Genomic DNA, 19,874 nt, shown 5'->3' with positions numbered 1-19,874 from the left:
TGGCGTCCCGCGGTCGCCGAGAGACAGGTATCCGGCAGGTAGTTTCACGCTGTCCGGGCCGTCTCGGCGGGACTGAGACTCAGATGCGCCCTGCATATGGGGACTGCGCACGGGGCTCGGCGAATCCACGTTGGTTCCTTGCCCGAGCCCGTCGTTCTCCTCCATCCACGATCAATCGAGGTGAAGATGATCGAATATCGTGCGGCCGTCAGGACGGGTCGTCCATTGACTGCCGTGCTGACGCTGCTGACACTAGTCGCCACGCTCTTGGGCGGATCGCTCGCCTGGTCGCCACCGGCTATGGCAGTCACTGATCACAGCGTGAACTGGCGCTACTTCAGGACGGACAGTGCATCGGTCCGTGCGCACAACTATCAACTCATGATCACCAGACTGCGTGCTACGGCCAGCGCATATCGTGGCTCCATGTATCGCACGAGTCAAGGCAACACCGAGATCGTTGTGGGCCTTGCCGATGACGAACATTTCAGTCTCTATTTCAACGCAGGGACCATGTACCTCATCGGGTTCCGATCACATGCCCATGGCGCACAGACTTACGCATTCGCAGGAGATGTCGAGCAAGTCGGCCAGTTCACTCATGCAAGCGTGCCGCAAGCATTGCCCACGGGAGGCGACTATACCGCCCTGGAGCGCATGGCAGGCGTAGGTCGCAGTGAACTGGGCTACAGTTCCGAGTCGATGCTGAGTGCACTCAGCGACTTGCGCAACTACGACGGAGGTGAAGCCGGTGTCACCAATGTACGGATGGCCCGAGCCGCACTCCAAGTCGCCGCGATAACTGCCGAGGCTGCACGCTTCCATCACATCTCGGAGTTCATGCACACTCAGGCAGGTTCAACGGACACGGCAATTCGGTTGCCCGCCGAATACCTCACCGAGGAAAACAATTGGGCCCACCTCTCCAACTATGCAGCCCGCGTGAGTCAGGTGCCCAACCACCAGCCGGAGGTGGTCGGTCAGAGGAGCTACAGCTCCTTCCAAGATGCTGCACTGGTACTGGCGATAGCACTTTCGCGCGCGATTGACCACACATGCAAACGGTCGGTGCCGTCGCCGACCTGGTCCCCGTGGGAGTCCCTCGGCGGAGCCCTGGCCGACAGCCCGAAGGTGGTCAGTCAGGCACCCAACAGTCTCGACGCCTTCGTCCAGGGCATGGACGGCCATCTGTACACGAAGTCCTACAACGGTGTGTCCTGGTCGAATTACGATGATCTCGGCGCGCCCCCTGGCGGCACGATCGTCGGCGCACCCGCGGTGGTGTCACTGCAGAACGGACGCTTGGACGTGTTCGTCCGCGGATCGGACAACGCGCTCTGGCACAAGCGGTACGTCAACGACGCATGGTCCGACTGGGAGTCCCTCGGAGGAGCCCTGGCCGACAGTCCGACGGTGGTCAGTCGGGGACCCAACAGCCTCAACGTATTCGTCCGCGGTTCGGACAACGCGCTCTGGCACAAGTGGTACGTCAATGGCAACTGGTCCGACTGGGAGTTTCTCGAAGGTGAATTCAGCGGCGCCCCTGCGGTGGTGCCACTGAAGAACGGCGGCATGGAAGTACTCGTCCGCGGATCGGACAACCATCTCTGGAACAAGTGGTATGTCAATGGCAACTGGTCCAACTGGGAGTCCCTCGGAGGTGAATTGAGCGGCGCACCTGTGGCGGTGCCACTGGAGAACGGCGGCCTGGACGTATCCGTCCGCGGATCGGACAACGCGCTCTGGCACAAGCGGTACGTCAACGACGCATGGTCCGACTGGGAGTCCCTCGGAGGAGCCCTGGCCGACAGTCCGACGGTGGTCAGTCAGGCACCGAACAGACTCGACGTCGTCATCCATGGCAACGACACACACCTGCAAGTGAAAAGTTGGACCGACAACAAGTCCTGGACAGACTGGGAGAGCCTCGACGGTACTCTGCGCGGCACACCTGCGGCAGTGTCATCGGAGAACGGACGCGAGGACGTGTTCGTCCGCGGTTCGGACAACGCGCTCTGGCACAAGTCGTACGTCGCTGACCGTGGGACGGCATGCGCGGGACGGGACGAGCTGTGATGCCGAGTCAACCTCGTACTCCGAGGACTGATCAAACCGACAGCTGATCAGATCTGGACAGGACAGAGCGCCCGGTGGTCACCAGGACCGCCGGGCGCTCTGCCGTGGGTGGCCACGAGCGTTTTGTTCGGTGAAGGTTGTTCGGCAACCCGCGTGAGGCGCGTGACGGTTCCTCAAGAGCGCGGGGCCTGGTCGTGCACCCAGGCAACGACCTGTGCACGGCGGGTGAGGCCCAACTTGAGCAGGATCCGCTGTACGTGGCCCTGCGCGGTCCGGGGCGAGATGACGAGCCGAGCAGCGATCTGCTTGTCCGACAGCCCCTCCCGCAGCAGGCCGGCGACTTGCTGCTCGCGGGCGGTAAGAAGAGGGGGCAAGGCCTTCTGCAAGGGGTGAGCGAGGACTCGGTCGTCCAGCAGGGCCAGTGCGAGAGCCTGCTGGACGCTCGAGGCCGCGCCCGTTCGGACGTGCTTCTCGAATGCGGCATCGCCCAGAGCGGTCCGCAGCTCCCTCTCGCAGGCCAGATGGTGGACGGCAGACTGCCCCACGCCGGGAAACAGGGTGGAGGTCTGCTGCCACAAGCTTTGAGCGGCACCCAGGTGTTTCGCCGCTTCCCTGCTGTGGCCCTGTCGTGCCCGCGCCCAAGCCATCATCTCGAGGCACCGGGCCACCAGGAACCGGTCGTGGCTGGGCAACGCGTCGCGAAGGCACGCTCGCAGCATCGTGACGACTTGCTCGGGCTCCTGTGCCAGCCAGTGCCTCAGGGCGAGGGCCCACAAGGCGTGGGGCCGGGCCCACTGCATGTCGTGGGTGTCGCACCGGTCCAGCAAGTCCTGGGCAAGGCCAGCAGCCCGCCGGTCACCGGCGAAGCAGGCGGCAAGGACGAGGTGATGGAGGGTGGTCCACGATTCCCCGGCGTCACCGAGGGCCTCATAGCGTGCACGAGCATCTTCCAGGAGATCGATGGCTCTCACGAAGTCGTCCTGGAACAGCGCGCTGAGCCCGGCCAGCTGGCCCGCCGCGGCGTGGGTACCAGGGTCGCCCATAACCCGGGCCAGGCCGCCGCACTCGGCGGCTCGAACCGCACCGCCGGCCGTATCGCCGGTGAGGAGGGCCAGCCAGCCGTCCGTCCAGAGGGCCTTGGCCCTGTCGGGGCTCGGCTCGGTGTCCAACGCGAGCAGCTGCGCCAGGCAGGCGCGGTCTTCCTGCAGGTGGCCGATGCCCAACCGGTGACTGCGGACCGCGGTGATGATCTCCATGCCTCTGCGTGCCTCTCCTGGCTCGTTGAGGCAGGATTGCAGCGCATCACGGATGTTGGGTTGTTCACGCTGCAGACGGACCAACCACTCGGGCTGCTTCGCGGTGAACCATTCTGCTTCCGCCCGCCGAACGAGGGCGTGGTAGTGGTCCCGGTGCCGCCGCACGAGGTCCCGGGACAGCCCGTGCTCTTGCAGCCGCAGCTGCCCGTACTGACGCATGGTGCCCAGCATCCGGTAGAAGACCTGATGGTCGTGCTCCTCGCGGATGAGTACGGACTTGTCGACCAGCCCCGCCACCATGTCGAGAACGGCCGATCGAGGCAGGGACTCGTCCGTGCAGACCGCCTCGACAGCAGCAAGATTGAAACCGGCGGAGAAGACCGACATCCGCGCCCAGAGCCGCTGTTCCTGATCGCTGCAGAGGTTGTAGCTCCAGTCGACGGCTGCCCGCAGGGTGCGAAAGCGCGGCGGCGCGGCCCGGCTCCCGCCTGTGAGCAAGGCGAAGCTGTCGTCCAGGCGGTCGAGGATCTGGTCGCAGGCAAGGACCCGCAGGCGGGCGGCGGCCAGTTCGATCGCCAGGGGAACGCCTTCCAGGCGGTGGCAGATTTCGGCAGCGGCCTGAACATCGGCGGGCGAGGGATCGAAGGCCCCAAGTACGGAGATGGCACGATCGGTGAACAACCGCACCGCGTCGTTGCGTACCGCCGGTCTGGTGGACGGGAGGACCGGCCCGGGTGGCGGAAGCGAGGGAACCATGAGCAGCTGCTCGCCGTCCACACCGAGCGTCTGCCGGCTGGTGACGATCACCCGCAGGTGGGGAGCGGCCTCAAGGAGGGCGCTGGTGAGGACCGCTACGGCGTGCAGAAGGTGCTCGCAGTTGTCGAACACGATCAGCGTCCGGCGCTCTCGCAGGTACTCCGTCAGCGCTCCGATCGGCCGGCCGTCGGGGCTGGGCCGCAGCCCGAACATGGCCGACGCAGCGCTGGTGATAGCCTCCCCCGCTTCTAAGGCTGCCACATCGATCAGCCAGGTGCCGGCCGGGAACGAGCGCTGGAGTGTGTGGGCGAGCTGCACAGCGAGGCGGGACTTGCCGATGCCGGCGGGGCCGGTCATGGTCAGCAGTCTGCTCCTGGCGACCAGTTGCCGAGCGAGCGCAAGCTCCTGCCGCCGTCCGATGAAACTGGTCGTATGTGCGGGGAGATTCCCGTGTCCTGTGCGCACTGCCGTCCTGCCTGTTCTCTGGTTCGGGGTCCGCGGTCGTCGCATCTCACTGGCGGCTGCGAATCGTGCCGGGCCGGCACGTCGCTCCACCGGGGAGTGGCGATCGTCCGCGAGTCATGCGAGTTCGCCATCCGAGGGGTGAGGCGGAGAGGGATCTCCGTCCCGCTCTACTGGGAAGGCCCTTGAAGGTTCCAATGAGCAGATGAGGGCTGCGGCGATGCCTGTGAACGCCAGGAGGTGTTCGGCTTTGCGTGCGTGGTGGCAGTGTAAGCGGCGGCAGCCCGCGAGCCAGGGCACCGTCCGCTCCACGACCCATCGGTGACGGCCCGGCCGGGTCGACAGTTCGATTCCCTTCCGGGCGATGCAGTGACGGATGTCGCGTCTGCGGAGCCATATGCGCAGGTGGAGGTAGCCGTGGAGCTTGCCGGCCGGCAGCGACGTGGTCCGCGGCGCGATCGGATCGGCGGGATGCCGCGCACGAGGGGTTGCCAGGCCTGGCTGTCGTGCAGGTTCGCGCCCGAGACCCTTGCGCTTCCCTCCCACACCGGGCTTGACCCCGTCGTCGGGAAGTGGTGCGAACCTGAGTACCGTTGAGGCGACGCCGAGCGCTTTCGTGAGCTTGTCGCTCGACGTCTCAGGCTGGGTAATGTCAGAGTTGTGCAACTGGCCGGGGTCTGGGCCCTGGGGGCAGTACGCGTAGGCCGGCGCCGACACCGCCACGCACGACCCCGGATCAGCGCCGCCTTGGGCACAGGTCTCATGCTTTGACTCCTGGTTTGACTGGTCCTGTCACCTGCGCACGACGGTGGGCGCGAATTTCGGCCCCTCGGACGATGAGGTCCCGGGCTGGCCTGCTTCGGTCAACTCCCGGTGAACTGCAAGCAGTTGATAGCGATCCCGGCGCTTGTAGCGCGGCGGGGAGACAGGCGGTGGGGGCGGAAGGCCTACGGTCGGGTACGTCTTGGCGTACCCCCACCCCCGACGCAGAGTGATCGAGGTTGCGCATAACTTACGCAATTGGAGCATCTGGAAGCAAGATCTGTCTCCGTGCGCGGACTACACCCATGTGCACGCTCGACACCTCGCTCCTCGACCTCCCCTCGACAGGGTGACGGCTCGCCGAAACCGGCCCGTCGGCACACCGCTCCCGCCACACTTCTAGCCTCGGGCTTTCACCACGGGCGGTGTCCGGTGGGCGATCGGGAAAACAGAACATGCTCCTGACCTGCAAGGATAGGACTTGCTGAGGGTCCTGTGCGTGGCGAGGAAAGAAGCACTTCCCAGGTGAAGAAGCGTATCGGGTCCTATCCGTCTGTCTGTGTTGAGGACGGTGGCCGCTCGGTGGTCTCGCAGCCCGGGACAGTGCTGCTGGGCGACGGTCCGCAAGTCCGGCCTGGTCGGCGCGATATCGGAGGCATTGGCGCCGTGGCGCAAACCGCGGGCGTTCCACGACCCGGGCAAGATCCTTCTGGATGTCGCACTCGCGGTCGCTCCGGGCCGGGACTGCCTGGCGGACGCGGCGATGCTGCGGGCCGAGGACGACGAGGGCCTGCCGTGCATCGTCATGGAGTACACACCCTCGGTCACGTTGGACGACGTCCTCAAGCGGGGCCCGCTGCCCACGGGCGAGGGGCCCGCATCGGCCTGGCGGTGGCCGCCGCGTTGCGCGCCGCCCACGACATCGGTGTGCTGCACCGGGACGTCAAGCCCGCCAATGTCCTCATCGGGCACGACGGCCGGATCGTACTCACAGACTTCGGGATCGCCCTGGAGAGCGGCACGTCGCCGCTGACCCGGATCGGTGAGCTCCTCGGTTCGATCTCCTGTCTCGCGCCGGAGCGGCTGCGCAGCGTCCCGCTGGGGCCGGCGTGCGACCTGTGGTCCCTCGGCGTGCTGCTGTACTGCGCGGTCGAGGGCCGGCATCCCTGCGACCGGGACAACCCGATCGAGATGGCCTACGCCATCGCGGCCGATCCCTACGACCGTCCGCGCGCCGCCGGTGACCTGGCCCTGGTGATTCAGGGCTGCTGGTGAAGGAGCCCGAGCGGCGCACGAGTCTGTCGGAGACCGAGGACCACCTGCGGCATGCGGCCGGAACGGGGACGGGAACCGCCGTCCTCGCCCCGTCCGCGCCCGACGCACCCCGTGAGGACGAGTCCGCGGCCGGGGCCGTAGTGGCGGGTTCTTCCGCGCGGCCGGAGATTGACGCCGCTGACCCTGCCCCCCCGTGGACGCCGGACCGGGCGCCAGCGCCGCGCAGCTCCGTCCGGGCGGTCCGGGCGTGCCGCAGCCGACGCACCCCATCGGGCTCCCGCGAGCGACGCGGCGAGTCCACGCCGGCCCGGTCCGAGCGTGCCCGGGCGCTGCCTCCCGGGTACCACATCGAGCACCAGAGCAGTGGCCTCTCCCTGCCGGTTCCCGACGGCTGGAAGGGCAAGGAACTGGATGGCGGTGAGGTCGTCTACGTGGATCCGTCCGGGCTTGCGGTCCTGGAGCACCGGCGCACGATTGAGGAGGCGCAGACGCGCCGCGACAACCCCGGCCACGTACGGGTGAGAATGGAGCCCACGACCGTTCGCGGAGGCCCCGGCGGCTACTGGGAGTTCACCTTCGACGGCAGGGTACGGAACTTCCGGGTGGCGGAGGTGGCGGAGGTGGCGGAGGTGGCGTTCGCGGACACGGACGGCACGCAGTACGTCGTTCATCTCTCCGCACCGGACGAGCAGTGGAGCCGGTACCGGCCCGTCTTCGACACCGCCGTCGTCGGCCTCCGCCTCGGCGGGTGAACCGGCCTTCGGCCGACCACCGGCGATCCTGGCGCGGAGTGGCTTCAGGGCGTCGCCGCTGATGCTGTGACGCTGCATCCGGGCGGGTGCGTACGGCGGCCCGGCATGCGGGTCTGCCCGTGTGGCATAGGTGACTCAAGTGGGGAGCTACGCGGACCGCGGTGGCAATGGCGGACGCGGCCGACACGCCTACGTCGTCTGCTTCTCCGTACCGGATCAGGAGTGGCATCGGCACCGGACCGTCGGAGACATGGCCGTTGAGCGACTTCGCCTACCGTCGGGTCTCCAACTGGTCGCTTCGCAAGCGTAGTTAGCGGTTCGTTATAGACCGGACTGCATTCTTCACTGGTCCTCCTTCATCGCCGCGCAGTAGGGTCAACGCATCCTCAACCACCGGGCGGGCGGCTGAAGCGCGGTACCGGGGGTGGGCTCTGCGGCGCGACGGTGCGCCTGAGGGGTCCAGGACTGTCCTGTCGTATCGGGCCGCGTCGGCCCGAGGAATTGGCTTCCCTGCCCTCGCGATCTCCGCCGGTCAACTCCCCGGTTTCGTCTTCCGCCACCCATCGGCCACTGGCTGAAGTCTCCGCCCCGTACGAGGAAGGAAACGCCCATGCACATCGCAAAGCCGCTGCCGCCCGCCGGTCGCCCCGCCCGCCGCCTGACCTCATGCACCACCGCCCTGCTGGTCCCCGGTGTGGGTGCCGCCTACCCGGCCACCGCCGCCGACTCCGTCTCCTGCACCTTCGAGTCGCCTTCCCAGAAGCTGCCGTTCATGGCGCTCAACGGCGCTGGCCGCGTACTCGTCGGGACCGCACCCGGAGGGAAATCAGGGCAGGCCGCGCGCGTCAACATCCCCGACGACGGAGGCTCGTTCAAATCCGAGCTGTTCATCAAGAACCTCGACGCAGGCAGTCATCGCTTCAACTTCGCCAACCACCTCCCCGGTGACTGGCAGCAGCCGGACCCGCTCGGGGCGGCACGTCTGGGCCACTGGAACCAGTGGACCTTCGACATAACATGGTCCTCCGCCGATGCACCCGGTTCGATCACCGTCGCACGGGACGGCGTCAGCGTAGGCACGCACCAGGGTGCCAACAACTACCACCGCGGGCAGCCGCCACACTTCAGGATCGGCGCCCACCGCCCTGGCTGGAGCCCGGAAAGGGGCCGAAGCATCGGGCCGGAGCATCCGAGGCGGTCCTCTTCATCGACGACACCGCTCCCGGTACCCAGGAGACGAAGACGGACAAGTCTTCGCTCCCGAGCACCGACTCGACCGGTGTGATCGGCATCGCCGCCGCCAGTGCCGCGGCGCTGGCCCCTGACTCGTGACCTTAAATTGGGCGGATACCTGGACGTGTTCAGTCCTGCCAGCGGCCCTCGCCGGTCCGGGGGACCCCGCCGAGCCGGATGCGGGTACTCCTGAGGTACGGGCGGGAAATGACGTTTCGACTCGTTCGGTGAGGGGTGGACCAGAGCCGGCGGGGCAAAGGACGTAATCGACCTGAGATGAGAGTAATGAACGCACATCGGTGCGGCTGGGGCGAACCGTACCCCTGCTGTGGGGATGGGGACCGCGTACGGGGCACCGCGAACCCGGCAGAGGAATCCGACGACTTCGCGGACCAGTGGATCAGGCCCTATGTCACGGCTCGCGCGGAGTCCGGCGAGGCGGGGGCGGCGGACACACTGCGACTGTCGAAGGTTCAGTTCGCCGAGCCGTCGGGCGACGCGGTGTTCATCGTGATGCACGGCTCCACGTCCACAGTCACCGTCAGCATGTCGAGACCGCAGCCCGTTCGGCATGCGGCGCCGCGTTACCGCCCGCGCCTGGTGACTGCGGTGGCCACGGTGGTCGGGACGCTCGTCGTTGCCGCCGCCGCATGGCACTCGTCGGACGAGACCAGCAGCAGGGGACCGGATCCGTCGACCGCACTGGAGGTCGTCGAGCCGGGCGACGAGGCCACCGAGAAAACCGCCGACAGCACTACCACGCCCCGCTTGCCTCCCCCTCCGGCCCCCGGCGGGGTTTCTGCCACTGCCACTCCCCAGCGGTCCGCGCAGGCGCGACCGACCGGCTCCGCAGAAGCCGGCAAGTCTCCCAACGCGACGGGCTCGGCCAGCTCTGCCCGAGATTCCGCGCCCGCGGCGCCACCTCCGAGTCGAACGCCGGTGCCACCAGCTACCGCAAAGCCCCCGGCCGTACAGCCCGTTCTCCGCCGCGGCGACAGAGGTGTCGCAGTCAACGATCTCCAGTCCCGGCTCTCCCAGCTCGGTCTCTACGACGGCCCCATACACGGGCAGTACAACGGCCCGGTCTCCCGTGCGGTGAGCGCACTCCAGGACCGTTACGGCATCACAGGAGACGAGAGAGCGGTCTACGGTCGGGCAACCAGAGCGGCGCTGGAAGCGAGGACGACCTGACTCTCGGGGCCTCGACCGCCGTGGGCGAGTCGAGACAGCGGGGCTGAATGCGCCAGCCGCGTGCCGGCCCCTCGCTTCGTTCGGGCGAGGGCCCCTTGCTTCATCGGCGATGGTCGTACGAGACGAATTGTGACCGCCGGGACGATCCTGCTGTTCCTCAGTACTGGCGCCACATCGATGCTCCAGCCGCTGAGGTTCCGATCCCGTCTCGCCCTTCTGCGTGACGAGGGACCCTTGGCGGTCGTCAGCAGCAGTCTCCGCTCCCGGTTCCGGCCGGCCCGCACGCGAGGAGCTCATCGCAGCGTCGACGAGCGTGACTTCAGCCATCTCGTCCGCAGTTCTCCACGTGCACCGCACTGAGATCCCTCGATGCGATCAAGGCACCGCGCCAGGGACCTGGCCATCAGTCAGCCTCAGTGCTGCGAGCTTTCCCGCGTGGACAGAGGCCGAGGCGCCCCGGGTGGGGGAGACCGGGATCGCCCACGTGGGCGCCGACCTCACGCGCATCGCGCTGCATGAGGTCACCCGCGGCCGGCACGAGACCCTGCGTCGCTGGCTCCAACTGGACGACCGAGTAAGGCAACTGGCCATCATCACTGCCGATCCCGGCGGCTTGCGCGAGCACACTCCCGGCGAACTGGCCGCCAGCTGGCGCACGACCCGGCCACCGATGAGGCCCGGCTCACCGACCTGCTGGCCAGCTGGTTCTACCAGCGCAACGCCGAAGCGCCACAGGGCCTCGGCTCGGGTGGATCGCCGCGGCCGCCGCCTGGACCTGTCGCAAGCCGCGCCGTGGCCAGCTACCCGCCGCCCACGGTATTAGCCCAGAGCCTGGAGGGCGCCGGCGAACAGGGCGAGGCCCCTGCGGACTTGGTGGTCAGCACCGGGCTGAGGATCGTCGACCTCCTCGACCTCCTCGACCGGCTGGAGCGCGCCTACCGCCCCCGCACCGAGCTGATCGAGGACCGGTACGCCGTGGAATCCCTGTCCGCCGACGTTCCGGCGCTCACGAAGACGGCCGACTGGCTGCTCGGCCAGATCTCCCTGCGGGAAGCGCCCTCGCAGCAGTTGCGGCTGTCCTCGAGCCGGACATCACCGACTACCTGCGCGACCTGCGATCCGACGGCGCACTGTTGGGCGTCACCGTCCCCGCCCTCGACGCACCGCGCCGCGCATCTGACCCAGGCCCGCGAGGCCGTCCGCGCCGACTCCGCGGCCGCGCACGCGGGGCGCGAGCAGGAGGCGCAGCAACTCCAGGACCGTCGAGGACCTGACCGCACAGCGCGCGCGACCACGGCCGAGGACAGCACCGACTACTTCACCGACCCTGAACTGCTGCACCCCGAGACCTCCTAACTGGCCGCGCGCGAGGGTCAACTGCACCTCATACACGACGCGCTGGACCGCCTGGCCTTTCCCGCCCCGGCCCCTCCCGACCTGCCCGAGGCGCTCGCCCCGGTCGCGGCCGCGCAGATCCAGCGCCGCGTCATCGAGGCCTTCGGCACCCCGCGCGCGGCTCAGGCACTGGCGGCCAGATCCACTACCAGCTCCAGCAGCCGGTGCCCGCCCACGGCGTGCCACCACCGGCGCCGAGACCGACCTGCTGACCCGCACCCGCGACGCACTGGAGCACACCGCGGCCGCCGGTGTTCCCCTCGACGAGGAGGACATCCGCGCCCGCCCGCAGCAGGCCATGGCCGCCCAGCCGTCCCGGCCGACCCGATCCCCACGGCGCCCGCCACCCACAACGAGTCCCACACCCGGGCCCTGGAAGCCGATCCCAGCACGCCCGGAGTCCACCGGTGACCTGGGTGCTGAGCGCCTCGAGCTCCCTGCTGCTGCGCACAGTCGCCCCGCTCATCCGGCGTGCCTTGCCCCACCTCGCCATGGCGGCCATGGCCACGCTCGTGTGCGGCACCGCCCTCGCCGCCGGACACGGACGAACCGCGGTTCCCAGGGCGGCCCACCGAGCCGTCGCCACCCGCTATGAGAAGCGCGCCTACATCCACCTCGACACCGTCACCCTCGCAGCCCTCACCACCTCGCTCCGAACATGATCCAAGAAGCAGTGCCAGGGGGAGCCTGGGCAAGCCCTTCCGACACAGGGCTTGCCCGGACTGTCGGCCAGGGGCACTGCCGTCCCGGCCGCAAGAGGTCGGCGTGGTTCGCGGGCGACTGCGGCTCACTCGCACGAGGGAGTGGAATCTGCGGGCACCGCCCGGCCGGACGCTCTCGCGTTGGGCCAAAGCCCCGCCGGACAGCAACGGCCATCCGGCCAAAGGACACATGGGTGAACCACCACCACCGGCTCGTCCAGCAGCTCGGCCCCGCAGTTCGGGCGGTCCGGATGTGGGCCGGACCGTGGGCCGGGCCGGGGGAGGTTCGGCAGGGGGCCTCGCCTGCTTCAATACGGGATACAGCCAAGCACGGTCACGTCCTACGACGGAGCCCCCAGGCTGGTGTTGTCCGTCGGTGCCGGGACGGGCGGGTGCTGTGCTCGCCCGTCCCGGCACCGGTCCCGCGCCGTCGGTCAGGGGAGCAGGCGCAGCCGTGCGGTCGCTGACCAGTCGGCTTGCAGGGTGATCGCCGGGTCGATGTAGTTGCCCCAGTCGAGGTCCGGGTAGTTGATCTGCGCGCTGACGATCAGATCGACGCCCGGGGCGCTCGCGTACGGGTCGGACTCCACGGTCTCGAACGCGTCGATGACCACGTACCTGTCGGTGGCCGAGGCGTTCTTGTTGCCGGTGACCTTGACGGTTACGGTGTGCTCGCCGTCGGGCAGACCGGTGCGTTCGAACACCGTCTGCTGGTACTGCTTGGCGGGGGCGTACAGGTCCACCTGGGTGGGGGCTGCGCCGTCGACCGAAATCTCGGCGACCCCGTGGGTGCCGTTCTTGGGCGCGATGACGCGGATGCCGGTGCCCTGGAATGTGGTGGTCGCGGTGTCGCCGGTCTGGTTGCTGTAGGACTCGGTGCCATTGAGGTCGCCGGTGCTCCAGCTCTGGCCGGTCGCGTGTGTCCATGCCCCGTTGTAGGTGATCAGGTTGGACGTGTTGTCGATGAAGGGATTGATCACCTGGAAAGCGTCGATGAGGGCGTAGGCGTCCGTAGCGCTGGCATTCTTGGTGCCGGTGCATTCGACCTTGATTGTGTGCTGGCCGTGGGCCAGCGGTGCGCTGAGAAAGACCCGTTGGGGAGCTGTCTTCGAGGTGCCGTAGAGGTCGGCGGTACCTGCGGGGGTGCCGTCGACGTAGACCTTGATGATGCCCAGGTTGCTGTTCTTGACGCTGTAGAGGCCGATGCCGGTTCCGGTGAACGTCAGCTCCGCCGTTGCCCCGGCCGTGTTCGTGTACGACTCCGTTCCGAGGATGTCGCTCGCGGTGGTGCTCTGGTTGGCGGCGTGCGTCCACGGGCCGGTGTGGACGACGGCCGGGTCGGCGTTGTCGATCAGCCGGCCGGCGAGTTCCAGGCGATTCGAGGGTGCCAGGCGGACGGCGCCCGTGCCGTCCGCTTCGACCTGGATGCCCGGTCCCGTCGCTCCTGCGGTGGCCTTGGCGAGGCGGATGTTGGCCTTGGCGCTGCGGAAGTCGTTGGTCCAGTGGGCGGCGCCGTCCTTGCCGAACATGTAGTAGCTGTGCGTGTCCTGGGCCCAGGGCCAGGTCGGCTGGGTTTGGTAGGCGTCGGTGCCGGTTGCCCGGGTGCGGGTGGCGGCGCCGGACGGGCGTCCGATGTGGTCGTCGGGGTAGACGGTCCACTGGGCGTCCCGCTGCCAGGTGAGGGTGTCGGTCCGGGCGGCGAGGGTGAAGAGCACCCCGACGTCACTGAAGGAGCCGGAGGGGGGATTGGCGATGCCGTAGGTGGTGGTGAGCAGGCCGCGGCCGTCGACGGAGATGTTGATGGTGGTGTTGATCGTGCCGAAGCTGCCGGTGAGGGTGACGACCGCCTGGCCGCCGGTGGTGGTGACCGTGGCCGACGTGCCGGTCCATGGGCCGGGAGTTGTGCGGTTGAGCACCAGGTCCGGGCCTCCGGTGAGGACCCGCGCGCCACCCGCCGCCCTGGCCTCGACCAGGCGCGCGGTGGTCTTGTCGAAGACCACGGTGAAGGGTGCGTCGACGCCGGTGACCACGATCCGCGTCGCGGTCTCCTGGACGGTGGGGGTGGTGCCGCCGGGTGCGGTGAACTGCGGCAGTCCGCCGCGGGTGTTGAGCCACAGGCGGTACTCGTCGACGACCGTCGTCCCGCGCCGGATCGTCAGGTGGAGGGTGTCTCCCGCTGTCCAGGGGCCGGCCGGGATGGTGAGGGTGCCGTTCTGCCGCGGGGGCACGGCGACCCCGGTCAGCGTGCCGGACCGCGGGCCGATCTCCCAGGCGATGGTGAGTTCCTCGAGGTCGGTGTGGTCGTACCAGTTCTTGACCGGCACCGGGATGGCTTTTCCCGGGGTCAGGTCGGTGAGTACGCCGTCGGCGATCCGCACGGGCGAGAACGCCTTCTTCGTCAGCCAGAACTCCGGCTTGGGCCGGCGCCACAGGTCGATGATCCCCCACTCGCCGTAGCCGACTGGGCCTTGGGGCAGGTTGAACACCTCGTCGATGGCCGCCCAGATAGCGCCCCCGACCACGCCGCTCGTGGTGCGGAACTTGTCGGCCAACTTGTCGATGCTGTGGCCCCAGAATCCCCGCACGCCAGGGTCCGCCTGCAGGGTGGCGGTGTTATAACACGGCACGTGGGCGAACTCGCCGTACTGGATGGGCTGGCTCGCATTGCCGTTCGCGTTGCCGAGCCTAGGGTAGTGCCCGGAGTAGACGTCGGTTTGGTTGCCGCCGTTGCGCTGGGAATAGTCTTCGAACACCGTCGGGCGAGAGGGGTCGTTCTCGTGCGCGTAGGTGTTCTCCTGAGCGAAGTTGGTCCCCATGCCGCTCTCGTTGCCGACAGACCACTCGATCACGCAGGCGTGGCTGCGGTCGCGCTCGATCATCTCGGCGAACTGCGTCAGGTACTGGCCGGTGTAGGCGGGGTCGTCCACCGTCCCGTTCTGGAAGCAGACCGGCGCCTCTTCCTCGACGTAGAGGCCGAGGCGGTCGGCCAGTTCGAGCAGGGCCGGGGTCGGGGGGTAGTGCGAGGTGCGGACGAAGTTGCAGTTCGCCTCCTTGTACAGGCGAAGCGCTTGTTCCTCCATCTCCGGGTTCGTCGAACGTCCCTGCGTGGCCGTGATGTCGTGGTGGCAGACGCCGAGCAGGTGCACGGGCTTGCCGTTGACCAGTAGCTGGTTGCCCTGCCTCTTGACCTGGCGAAAGCCGACAGCTCTCGACACCGTCTGCGTGACGCCGTCCACCGTGTACGTGGCCTTCAGGGTGTACAGGTGGGGATGCTCCGCGTCCCACTTACGGGGCGCGTTGACCGGGATGGCCACCGCCTGTTGGGGCGCCGCCCCGGTCAGGGTGAGGCTGGCGGGGGTGATGGGGACGGGCCGGCCGTCCGGGTCGGTGAGGGCCAGGTCGACGGTGGCGGTCTTTCCCGCCGCCAGTGCGGCGGCGGCGGTCACCGTCAGGGTTGCGTTCGTGTAGGAGTCATCGAACGTCGTGTCGGTGTGCAGCCGGGTGAGGTGGGAGGCCGGCAGTGCCACGAGGGTCACGTCGCGCAGGATCCCGCCGATGACGTGCTTGGCGTAGGCGGACTGGCCCGCGATGCTGGTCGGCCGGTCGGTGACGCCGACTGCCACGGTGGCCTGCTGGCCCGGGGCGACGAGTGAGGTGATGTCGGCATACCAGGTGGTGAAACCGCCGTCGTGGGTGGCCACCGGGGTGCCGTTGACCCAAAGGCGGGCGTAGCTGTATACGCCGTCGAAACGCAGCATGATCGTGCGCCCGGCGTAGTCGGCCGGCACGGCCACTTTCACGGAGTACGCGCACTCCTGGTCAGAAGGCACGGTCTGGCCCTGCATCGCGGGTTCGCCCGGGACGCTGACCGCCGTCCAGGAGGAGGTGTCGGTGGCGGTGGCCCAGAAGGACGCGGGCGGGGTGGTGGTGTAGCGCCAGCCTGAGGTGAGGGGGATGCACGGGGCGGCCACGCCCGTGACGGTGTCGGGCAGCGGGGGGATGACGGGGGGTGCGGTGGCGGCCGCGGCCGGTGCGGCGGTGAAGAAGTCGCCGGCGCCGGCGACGGCGACGAGCATCCCGGTGGCGACCATGCTCTTCAGGATGCCGCGGCGGGAGACGCCCATCGGGGCCGTTTCAGCGGCGGGGGCGGAGGCGTGAGGGTCAGGAGACGACACTGTCTTCCCTTCTTAGCAACTAGGCTGCTAGGTAGATTTAGCGGGCACCTGAGGAAGTTGGCAATACCTGGGACGCGGGAATTCGTCACCGTCGGGGCATTGCGGCAGAACCGCCCGGACGCGGGGGCGCCGCCCGGGTGGCACCGGCCTCGCGGGGCGGTGTCCGCGCGGCCGGGCGCGGTAGTGAGTCGGACCTGCGCTGCTCGTGGGGCACGGCAGTGACCGAGGACTTTCGGCCGAGGGGGGCGGTTCAGGCGAAGCGGGCGGAGACGCCGCCGTCGACGGCCCAGTCGGCGCCGGTGACGAAGGCGGCGGCCTCGGAGAGGAGGAAGGTGACGACGGTGGCGACGTCGCGGGGTGTGCCGAGGCGTCCGAGGATGTGCTTGTCGGTGGCGGCTTGGCGGACCTGGGGTGGTTGCCGGTCGAAGTACTCGGTGAGCAGGTCGGTTTCGATGTAGCCGGGGCTGACCGCGTTCACTCTGATGCCGCTCGGTCCGACTTCGAGGGCGAGGGAGCGGGTGAGGCCGACGAGTCCGGCTTTGGCGGCTGCGTAGGGGAACATGCCGGGACAGGTCAGAGTGGCGTGCATGGAGGCGATGTTGACGATGGAGCCGTGCCCCGAGGTCACCATGTCGGGCAGGACTGCGCGGGCCATCAGCCAGGCGCTCTTGAGGTCGACGCCGAACACCTCGTCCCACTGCTCGGTTGTCATGGTGACAGGGTCGGCGTAGGCGTTGCGTCCGGCGTTGTTGACCAGTCCTGTAGCTGGGCCGATTTCCTCGCGCAGTGCGGTGACCGCGTCGGCGATCTGGTCCTCGCGAGTGATGTCGCAGACGGCCCAGGCGGCTGCCGGCCCGATGCGGTGGGCGGTGTGGCGCAGGCGGTCGGCGTCGATGTCGAGCAGTCCCACGCGGGCGCCCGCGTCGGCCGCCATGCGGGCGATGGCCGCGCCGATGCCGCGCGCGGCACCGGTGACGAGGACGGCGCGGCCGGTGAGGTCGATCATGCTCTGCTCCGGTTTCGGACGGGCCGCAGGAGTTCGTCGAACTCCGCGAGGAACCGGTCGACGCCGGCGCTCTCCTGCGGGTCCAGGCTGCGGGCGGGGTGGCGGCAGTGGGGATCGTCGATGAGGCCGCGGCGGACGGAGATGAGTTTCTCCACCGTGATGATCAGTTCGACCTCCTGCATCCAGTAGGCCAGGTAGGGAACGAGCTTGGCATGCAGGGCGAGCGCGCCGTCCTGGTCGCCGTCGTGCCACAGGCGCCAGATGCGCTGGTAGATCTCGGTGAAGGAGCAGCCGGGCTGGACCCCGGCGGTGCCGCGTCGCAGGGCGTCGGCCAGCTGCAGTCCCGCGTAGCCGACGAAGGAGCGCAGGGCGGGTGTACCGGCGGCGAGGTCCTCGGCCAGACGGCCGGGCAGCGCCGTCTCGATCTTCACCGCGGCCAGGTTGGGGTGCTCGGCAGCGATGTGGCGAAGGGACTGTGCGGTGAAGGCCGATCCGGTCTGGGCGGGTGCGTACTGGAGGATCACGGGGGTGGGGGCGACGGCGGTCAGGACGGCGGTGACGTGCCGGTGCACCTCGGCGGGGGACGGGTCGAGGAAGTGGGGTGGGAGCAGGTTGATCGCGTCCGCGCCGGCGTCGACGGCGGCGGTGGCGCGGTCGACGGCGACGCGGGTGGCGTGGTCGGGGATCGAGATGACGGCGGCGGCGTCGGGCCGGGGGGTGGTGATGTCGAGAAGGCGGCGGGTGAGCAGGGCGCGTTCGTCGTCGGTGAGTTTGTGGAACTCGCTGGCGAAGCCGGGGAACATGACGGCGGTGACGCCGGTGGCGAGCACGTGGGTTACGAGGCGCTCGAAGCCTTCGGCGTCGAGGCTGCCATCCGTCGTGAACGGCACTTCGAGGACCGGTATGACGCCGCGGAGCAGGTCGGCTGTCATCAGAAGGGTGCCTTCGCGGGGCGGTCGCCGGATCGGCCGACCAGGAAGTCGAGGTCGGCGCCTTGGTCGGCCTGGAGGACGTGGTCGACGTAGAGGCGGGTCCAGCCGCGCTCGCCCGCCCGGGCGGGCGGGGTCCACTCGGCCCGGCGGGCGGCAAGTTCCTCGTCGCCGACGTCCAGTCGCAGGGTGCGGTTCGGGGTGTCGAGTTCGACGATGTCACCGGTGCGGACGAGGGCGAGGGGCCCGCCGGCCGCGGCCTCCGGTGCCACGTGCAGGACGACGGTGCCATAGGCAGTGCCGCTCATCCGGGCGTCGGAGATGCGGACCATGTCGCTGACGCCTTGGGCGAGCAGTTTCGCCGGGAGGGGCAGGTTGCCGAGTTCGGGCATGCCCGGGTAGCCGCGGGGGCCGAGGTTACGGACGACGAGGACGGTGTCGGCGTCGGCCGGCAGGTCGGGGTCGTCGGCGGCCAGCAGGTAGTCCTCGATGCTGTCGAAGACCAGGGCGGGGCCGCGGTGGCGCAGAAGGTGGGGTGAGGCGGCGGACTGCTTGACGACCGCGCCGGCGGGGGCGAGGTTGCCGCGCAGGACGGCGGTGCCGCTGTTGGCGGGCCGGACCGGGTCGTCGACGGTGCGGATCACTTCGCGGTTCCAGACCTGGTGGTCTTCGAGGTTGTCGCCGAGGGTGCGGCCGGTGACGGTGAGTGCGGTGTGGTCGAGGAGTTTGCCGAGTTCGGCCATGAGGGCGGGCAGCCCCCCGGCGTAGGCGAAGTCCTCCATCAGGAAACGGCCGCTGGGCATGAGGTCGGCGAGCAGGGGGGCCGTGCGGCCGATCGCGTCGAAGTCCTCGAGGCTGATCGCGGTGCCGGCACGGCCGGCGATCGCAAGCAGGTGCAGCACGGCGTTGGTCGAGCCGCCGATGGCGGCGTTGACGACGACGGCGTTGGTGAACGCCTCCCGGGTCAGGATGCTCGAGGGCCGCAGGCCCTCGCGGGCGAGTTCGACGGCGCGGGCGCCGGACTGTTCGGCGAGCTGGGCGCGCCGAGCGTCGACCGCGGGCAGTGCGGCCGCGCCGGGCAGGGAGAGACCGAGGGCCTCGGTGACACAGCCCATGGTGGAGGCGGTGCCCATGGTCATGCAGTGGCCGGCGGAGCGGGCCAGGCAGCCCTCGAACTCATCGAATTCGTCCTGGCTGATACGCCCGGCCCGCCTCTCCTCGCTCATGCGCCAGATGTCGGTGCCGGATCCCACCGTCTTGCCGCGGAAGCGCCCGGTGAGCATCGGGCCGCCGGACAGCGCGATGGTGGGCAGGTCGACACTGACCGCTCCCATGAGCTGGGCGGGCAGGGTCTTGTCGCAGCCGCCGAGCAGGACGACCGCGTCCAGGGGGTTGGCCCGGATGGTCTCCTCCACGTCCATGCTCATCAGGTTGCGGAACAGCATGGAGGTGGGCCGCATGAGCGGTTCGCCGATGGACATGGTCGGGAATTCGAGGGCGAGTCCGCCGGCGGCGGTGATGCCGCGGCGCACGGATTCGGCCAGGACCCGCAGGTGGGCGTTGCAGGGGGTCAACTCGGACCAGCTGTTGCAGATGCCCACCACCGGCTTGTCGCGTAGCTGGTCACGGGTGAGTCCGAGTTGGCGCATGTGGTGGCGGGCGATGAATCCCGCCTTGCCGGGATCCTCCCACCAAGCCGCACTCCGCAGGGAGCTCATACCGCACCGCCCGTGGGGTTTGTGCGGGCAGGGACAACGGCGGGCTGCCGGGGCATGGTAGCCACCCTTCCTTCACGATGCGGGTCCACTTCCTGCGGGCAGAATGAAGGCCTGGGGCAGGTCGACGGGGCCGGGAACGGCTGCGGGCCCATCGCTGGTGGATTAGGCCCCGATAGTGTTACTTAGC

Annotated in this window: 12 protein-coding genes and 2 pseudogenes; 8 read left to right on the top strand and 6 right to left on the bottom strand. The window is 69.0% G+C overall.

Annotated features, from left to right (window positions below):
• Positions 1–186 precede the first annotated feature (186 nt).
• Complete coding sequence (locus OG373_RS04120) at positions 187–2,076, top strand: ribosome-inactivating family protein (RefSeq protein ID WP_328793172.1); 1,890 nt, start codon at positions 187–189, stop codon at positions 2,074–2,076.
• A gap of 173 nt (positions 2,077–2,249) precedes the next feature.
• Here the strand turns inward: OG373_RS04120 and OG373_RS04115 are convergent, their stop codons facing one another.
• Both OG373_RS04115 and OG373_RS04110 read right to left on the bottom strand, forming a co-directional pair.
• Entirely contained in the window at positions 2,250–4,445 is a 2,196-nt protein-coding gene (locus OG373_RS04115) for a LuxR C-terminal-related transcriptional regulator (RefSeq protein ID WP_328787067.1), read from the bottom strand.
• 306 nt (positions 4,446–4,751) lie between these two features.
• Positions 4,752–5,086: pseudogene (locus OG373_RS04110) on the bottom strand (IS5/IS1182 family transposase); the annotation flags it as partial.
• Positions 5,087–5,837: 751 nt separating this feature from the next.
• On the opposite strand from OG373_RS04110, the pseudogene OG373_RS04105 reads away from it, so the two are divergent.
• The 7 genes and pseudogenes from OG373_RS04105 to OG373_RS04075 all read left to right on the top strand — a co-directional run.
• Positions 5,838–6,090 (top strand): annotated as a pseudogene (locus tag OG373_RS04105) (transposase); the annotation flags it as partial.
• 113 nt (positions 6,091–6,203) lie between these two features.
• Positions 6,204–6,587 (top strand): protein kinase domain-containing protein, encoded by a 384-nt coding sequence (locus OG373_RS04100; protein ID WP_328787066.1) that lies wholly within the window; start codon positions 6,204–6,206, stop codon positions 6,585–6,587.
• On the top strand, positions 6,584–7,339 hold the full coding sequence (locus OG373_RS04095) for a hypothetical protein (protein ID WP_405435897.1): 756 nt from the start codon (positions 6,584–6,586) through the stop codon (positions 7,337–7,339). Before OG373_RS04100 ends, OG373_RS04095 begins: the two co-directional genes overlap by 4 nt.
• Before the next feature lie 610 nt (positions 7,340–7,949).
• Positions 7,950–8,624 (top strand): heparin lyase I family protein, encoded by a 675-nt coding sequence (locus tag OG373_RS04090; RefSeq protein ID WP_405435896.1) that lies wholly within the window; start codon positions 7,950–7,952, stop codon positions 8,622–8,624.
• 224 nt (positions 8,625–8,848) lie between these two features.
• Positions 8,849–9,763: a peptidoglycan-binding protein gene (locus OG373_RS04085; protein WP_328787063.1), complete on the top strand. Its 915-nt coding sequence runs from the start codon at positions 8,849–8,851 to the stop codon at positions 9,761–9,763.
• A gap of 792 nt (positions 9,764–10,555) precedes the next feature.
• Positions 10,556–11,119, top strand: a complete 564-nt coding sequence (locus tag OG373_RS04080; RefSeq protein WP_405435894.1) for a hypothetical protein — start codon at positions 10,556–10,558, stop codon at positions 11,117–11,119.
• 446 nt (positions 11,120–11,565) lie between these two features.
• A complete protein-coding gene (locus tag OG373_RS04075; RefSeq protein ID WP_405435892.1) occupies positions 11,566–11,820 on the top strand; it encodes a hypothetical protein in 255 nt (84 codons plus the stop codon).
• A gap of 473 nt (positions 11,821–12,293) precedes the next feature.
• Here OG373_RS04075 and OG373_RS04070 read toward each other — a convergent pair whose 3' ends face one another.
• The 4 genes from OG373_RS04070 to OG373_RS04055 all read right to left on the bottom strand — a co-directional run bounded on the left by OG373_RS04070 (position 12,294) and on the right by OG373_RS04055 (position 19,687).
• A complete protein-coding gene (locus OG373_RS04070; protein WP_405435891.1) occupies positions 12,294–15,983 on the bottom strand; it encodes a glycoside hydrolase family 2 TIM barrel-domain containing protein in 3,690 nt (1,229 codons plus the stop codon).
• 301 nt (positions 15,984–16,284) lie between these two features.
• Positions 16,285–17,040: a glucose 1-dehydrogenase gene (locus OG373_RS04065; RefSeq protein ID WP_328787059.1), complete on the bottom strand. Its 756-nt coding sequence runs from the start codon at positions 17,038–17,040 to the stop codon at positions 16,285–16,287.
• A complete protein-coding gene (locus tag OG373_RS04060; protein ID WP_328787058.1) occupies positions 17,037–17,972 on the bottom strand; it encodes a dihydrodipicolinate synthase family protein in 936 nt (311 codons plus the stop codon). Before OG373_RS04060 ends, OG373_RS04065 begins: the two co-directional genes overlap by 4 nt.
• On the bottom strand, positions 17,972–19,687 hold the full coding sequence (locus OG373_RS04055) for an IlvD/Edd family dehydratase (protein ID WP_405435888.1): 1,716 nt from the start codon (positions 19,685–19,687) through the stop codon (positions 17,972–17,974). The genes OG373_RS04060 and OG373_RS04055 overlap by 1 nt, the downstream gene beginning before the upstream one ends.
• Positions 19,688–19,874: the final 187 nt, after the last annotated feature.

Origin of the sequence: Streptomyces avidinii, assembly GCF_045161815.1 — a bacterium.
Classification (GTDB): Bacteria; Actinomycetota; Actinomycetes; order Streptomycetales; family Streptomycetaceae; genus Streptomyces; species Streptomyces avidinii.
Note: the sequence above shows the minus strand (reverse complement) of the source record. Positions and strands in the feature narration are given on the sequence as shown.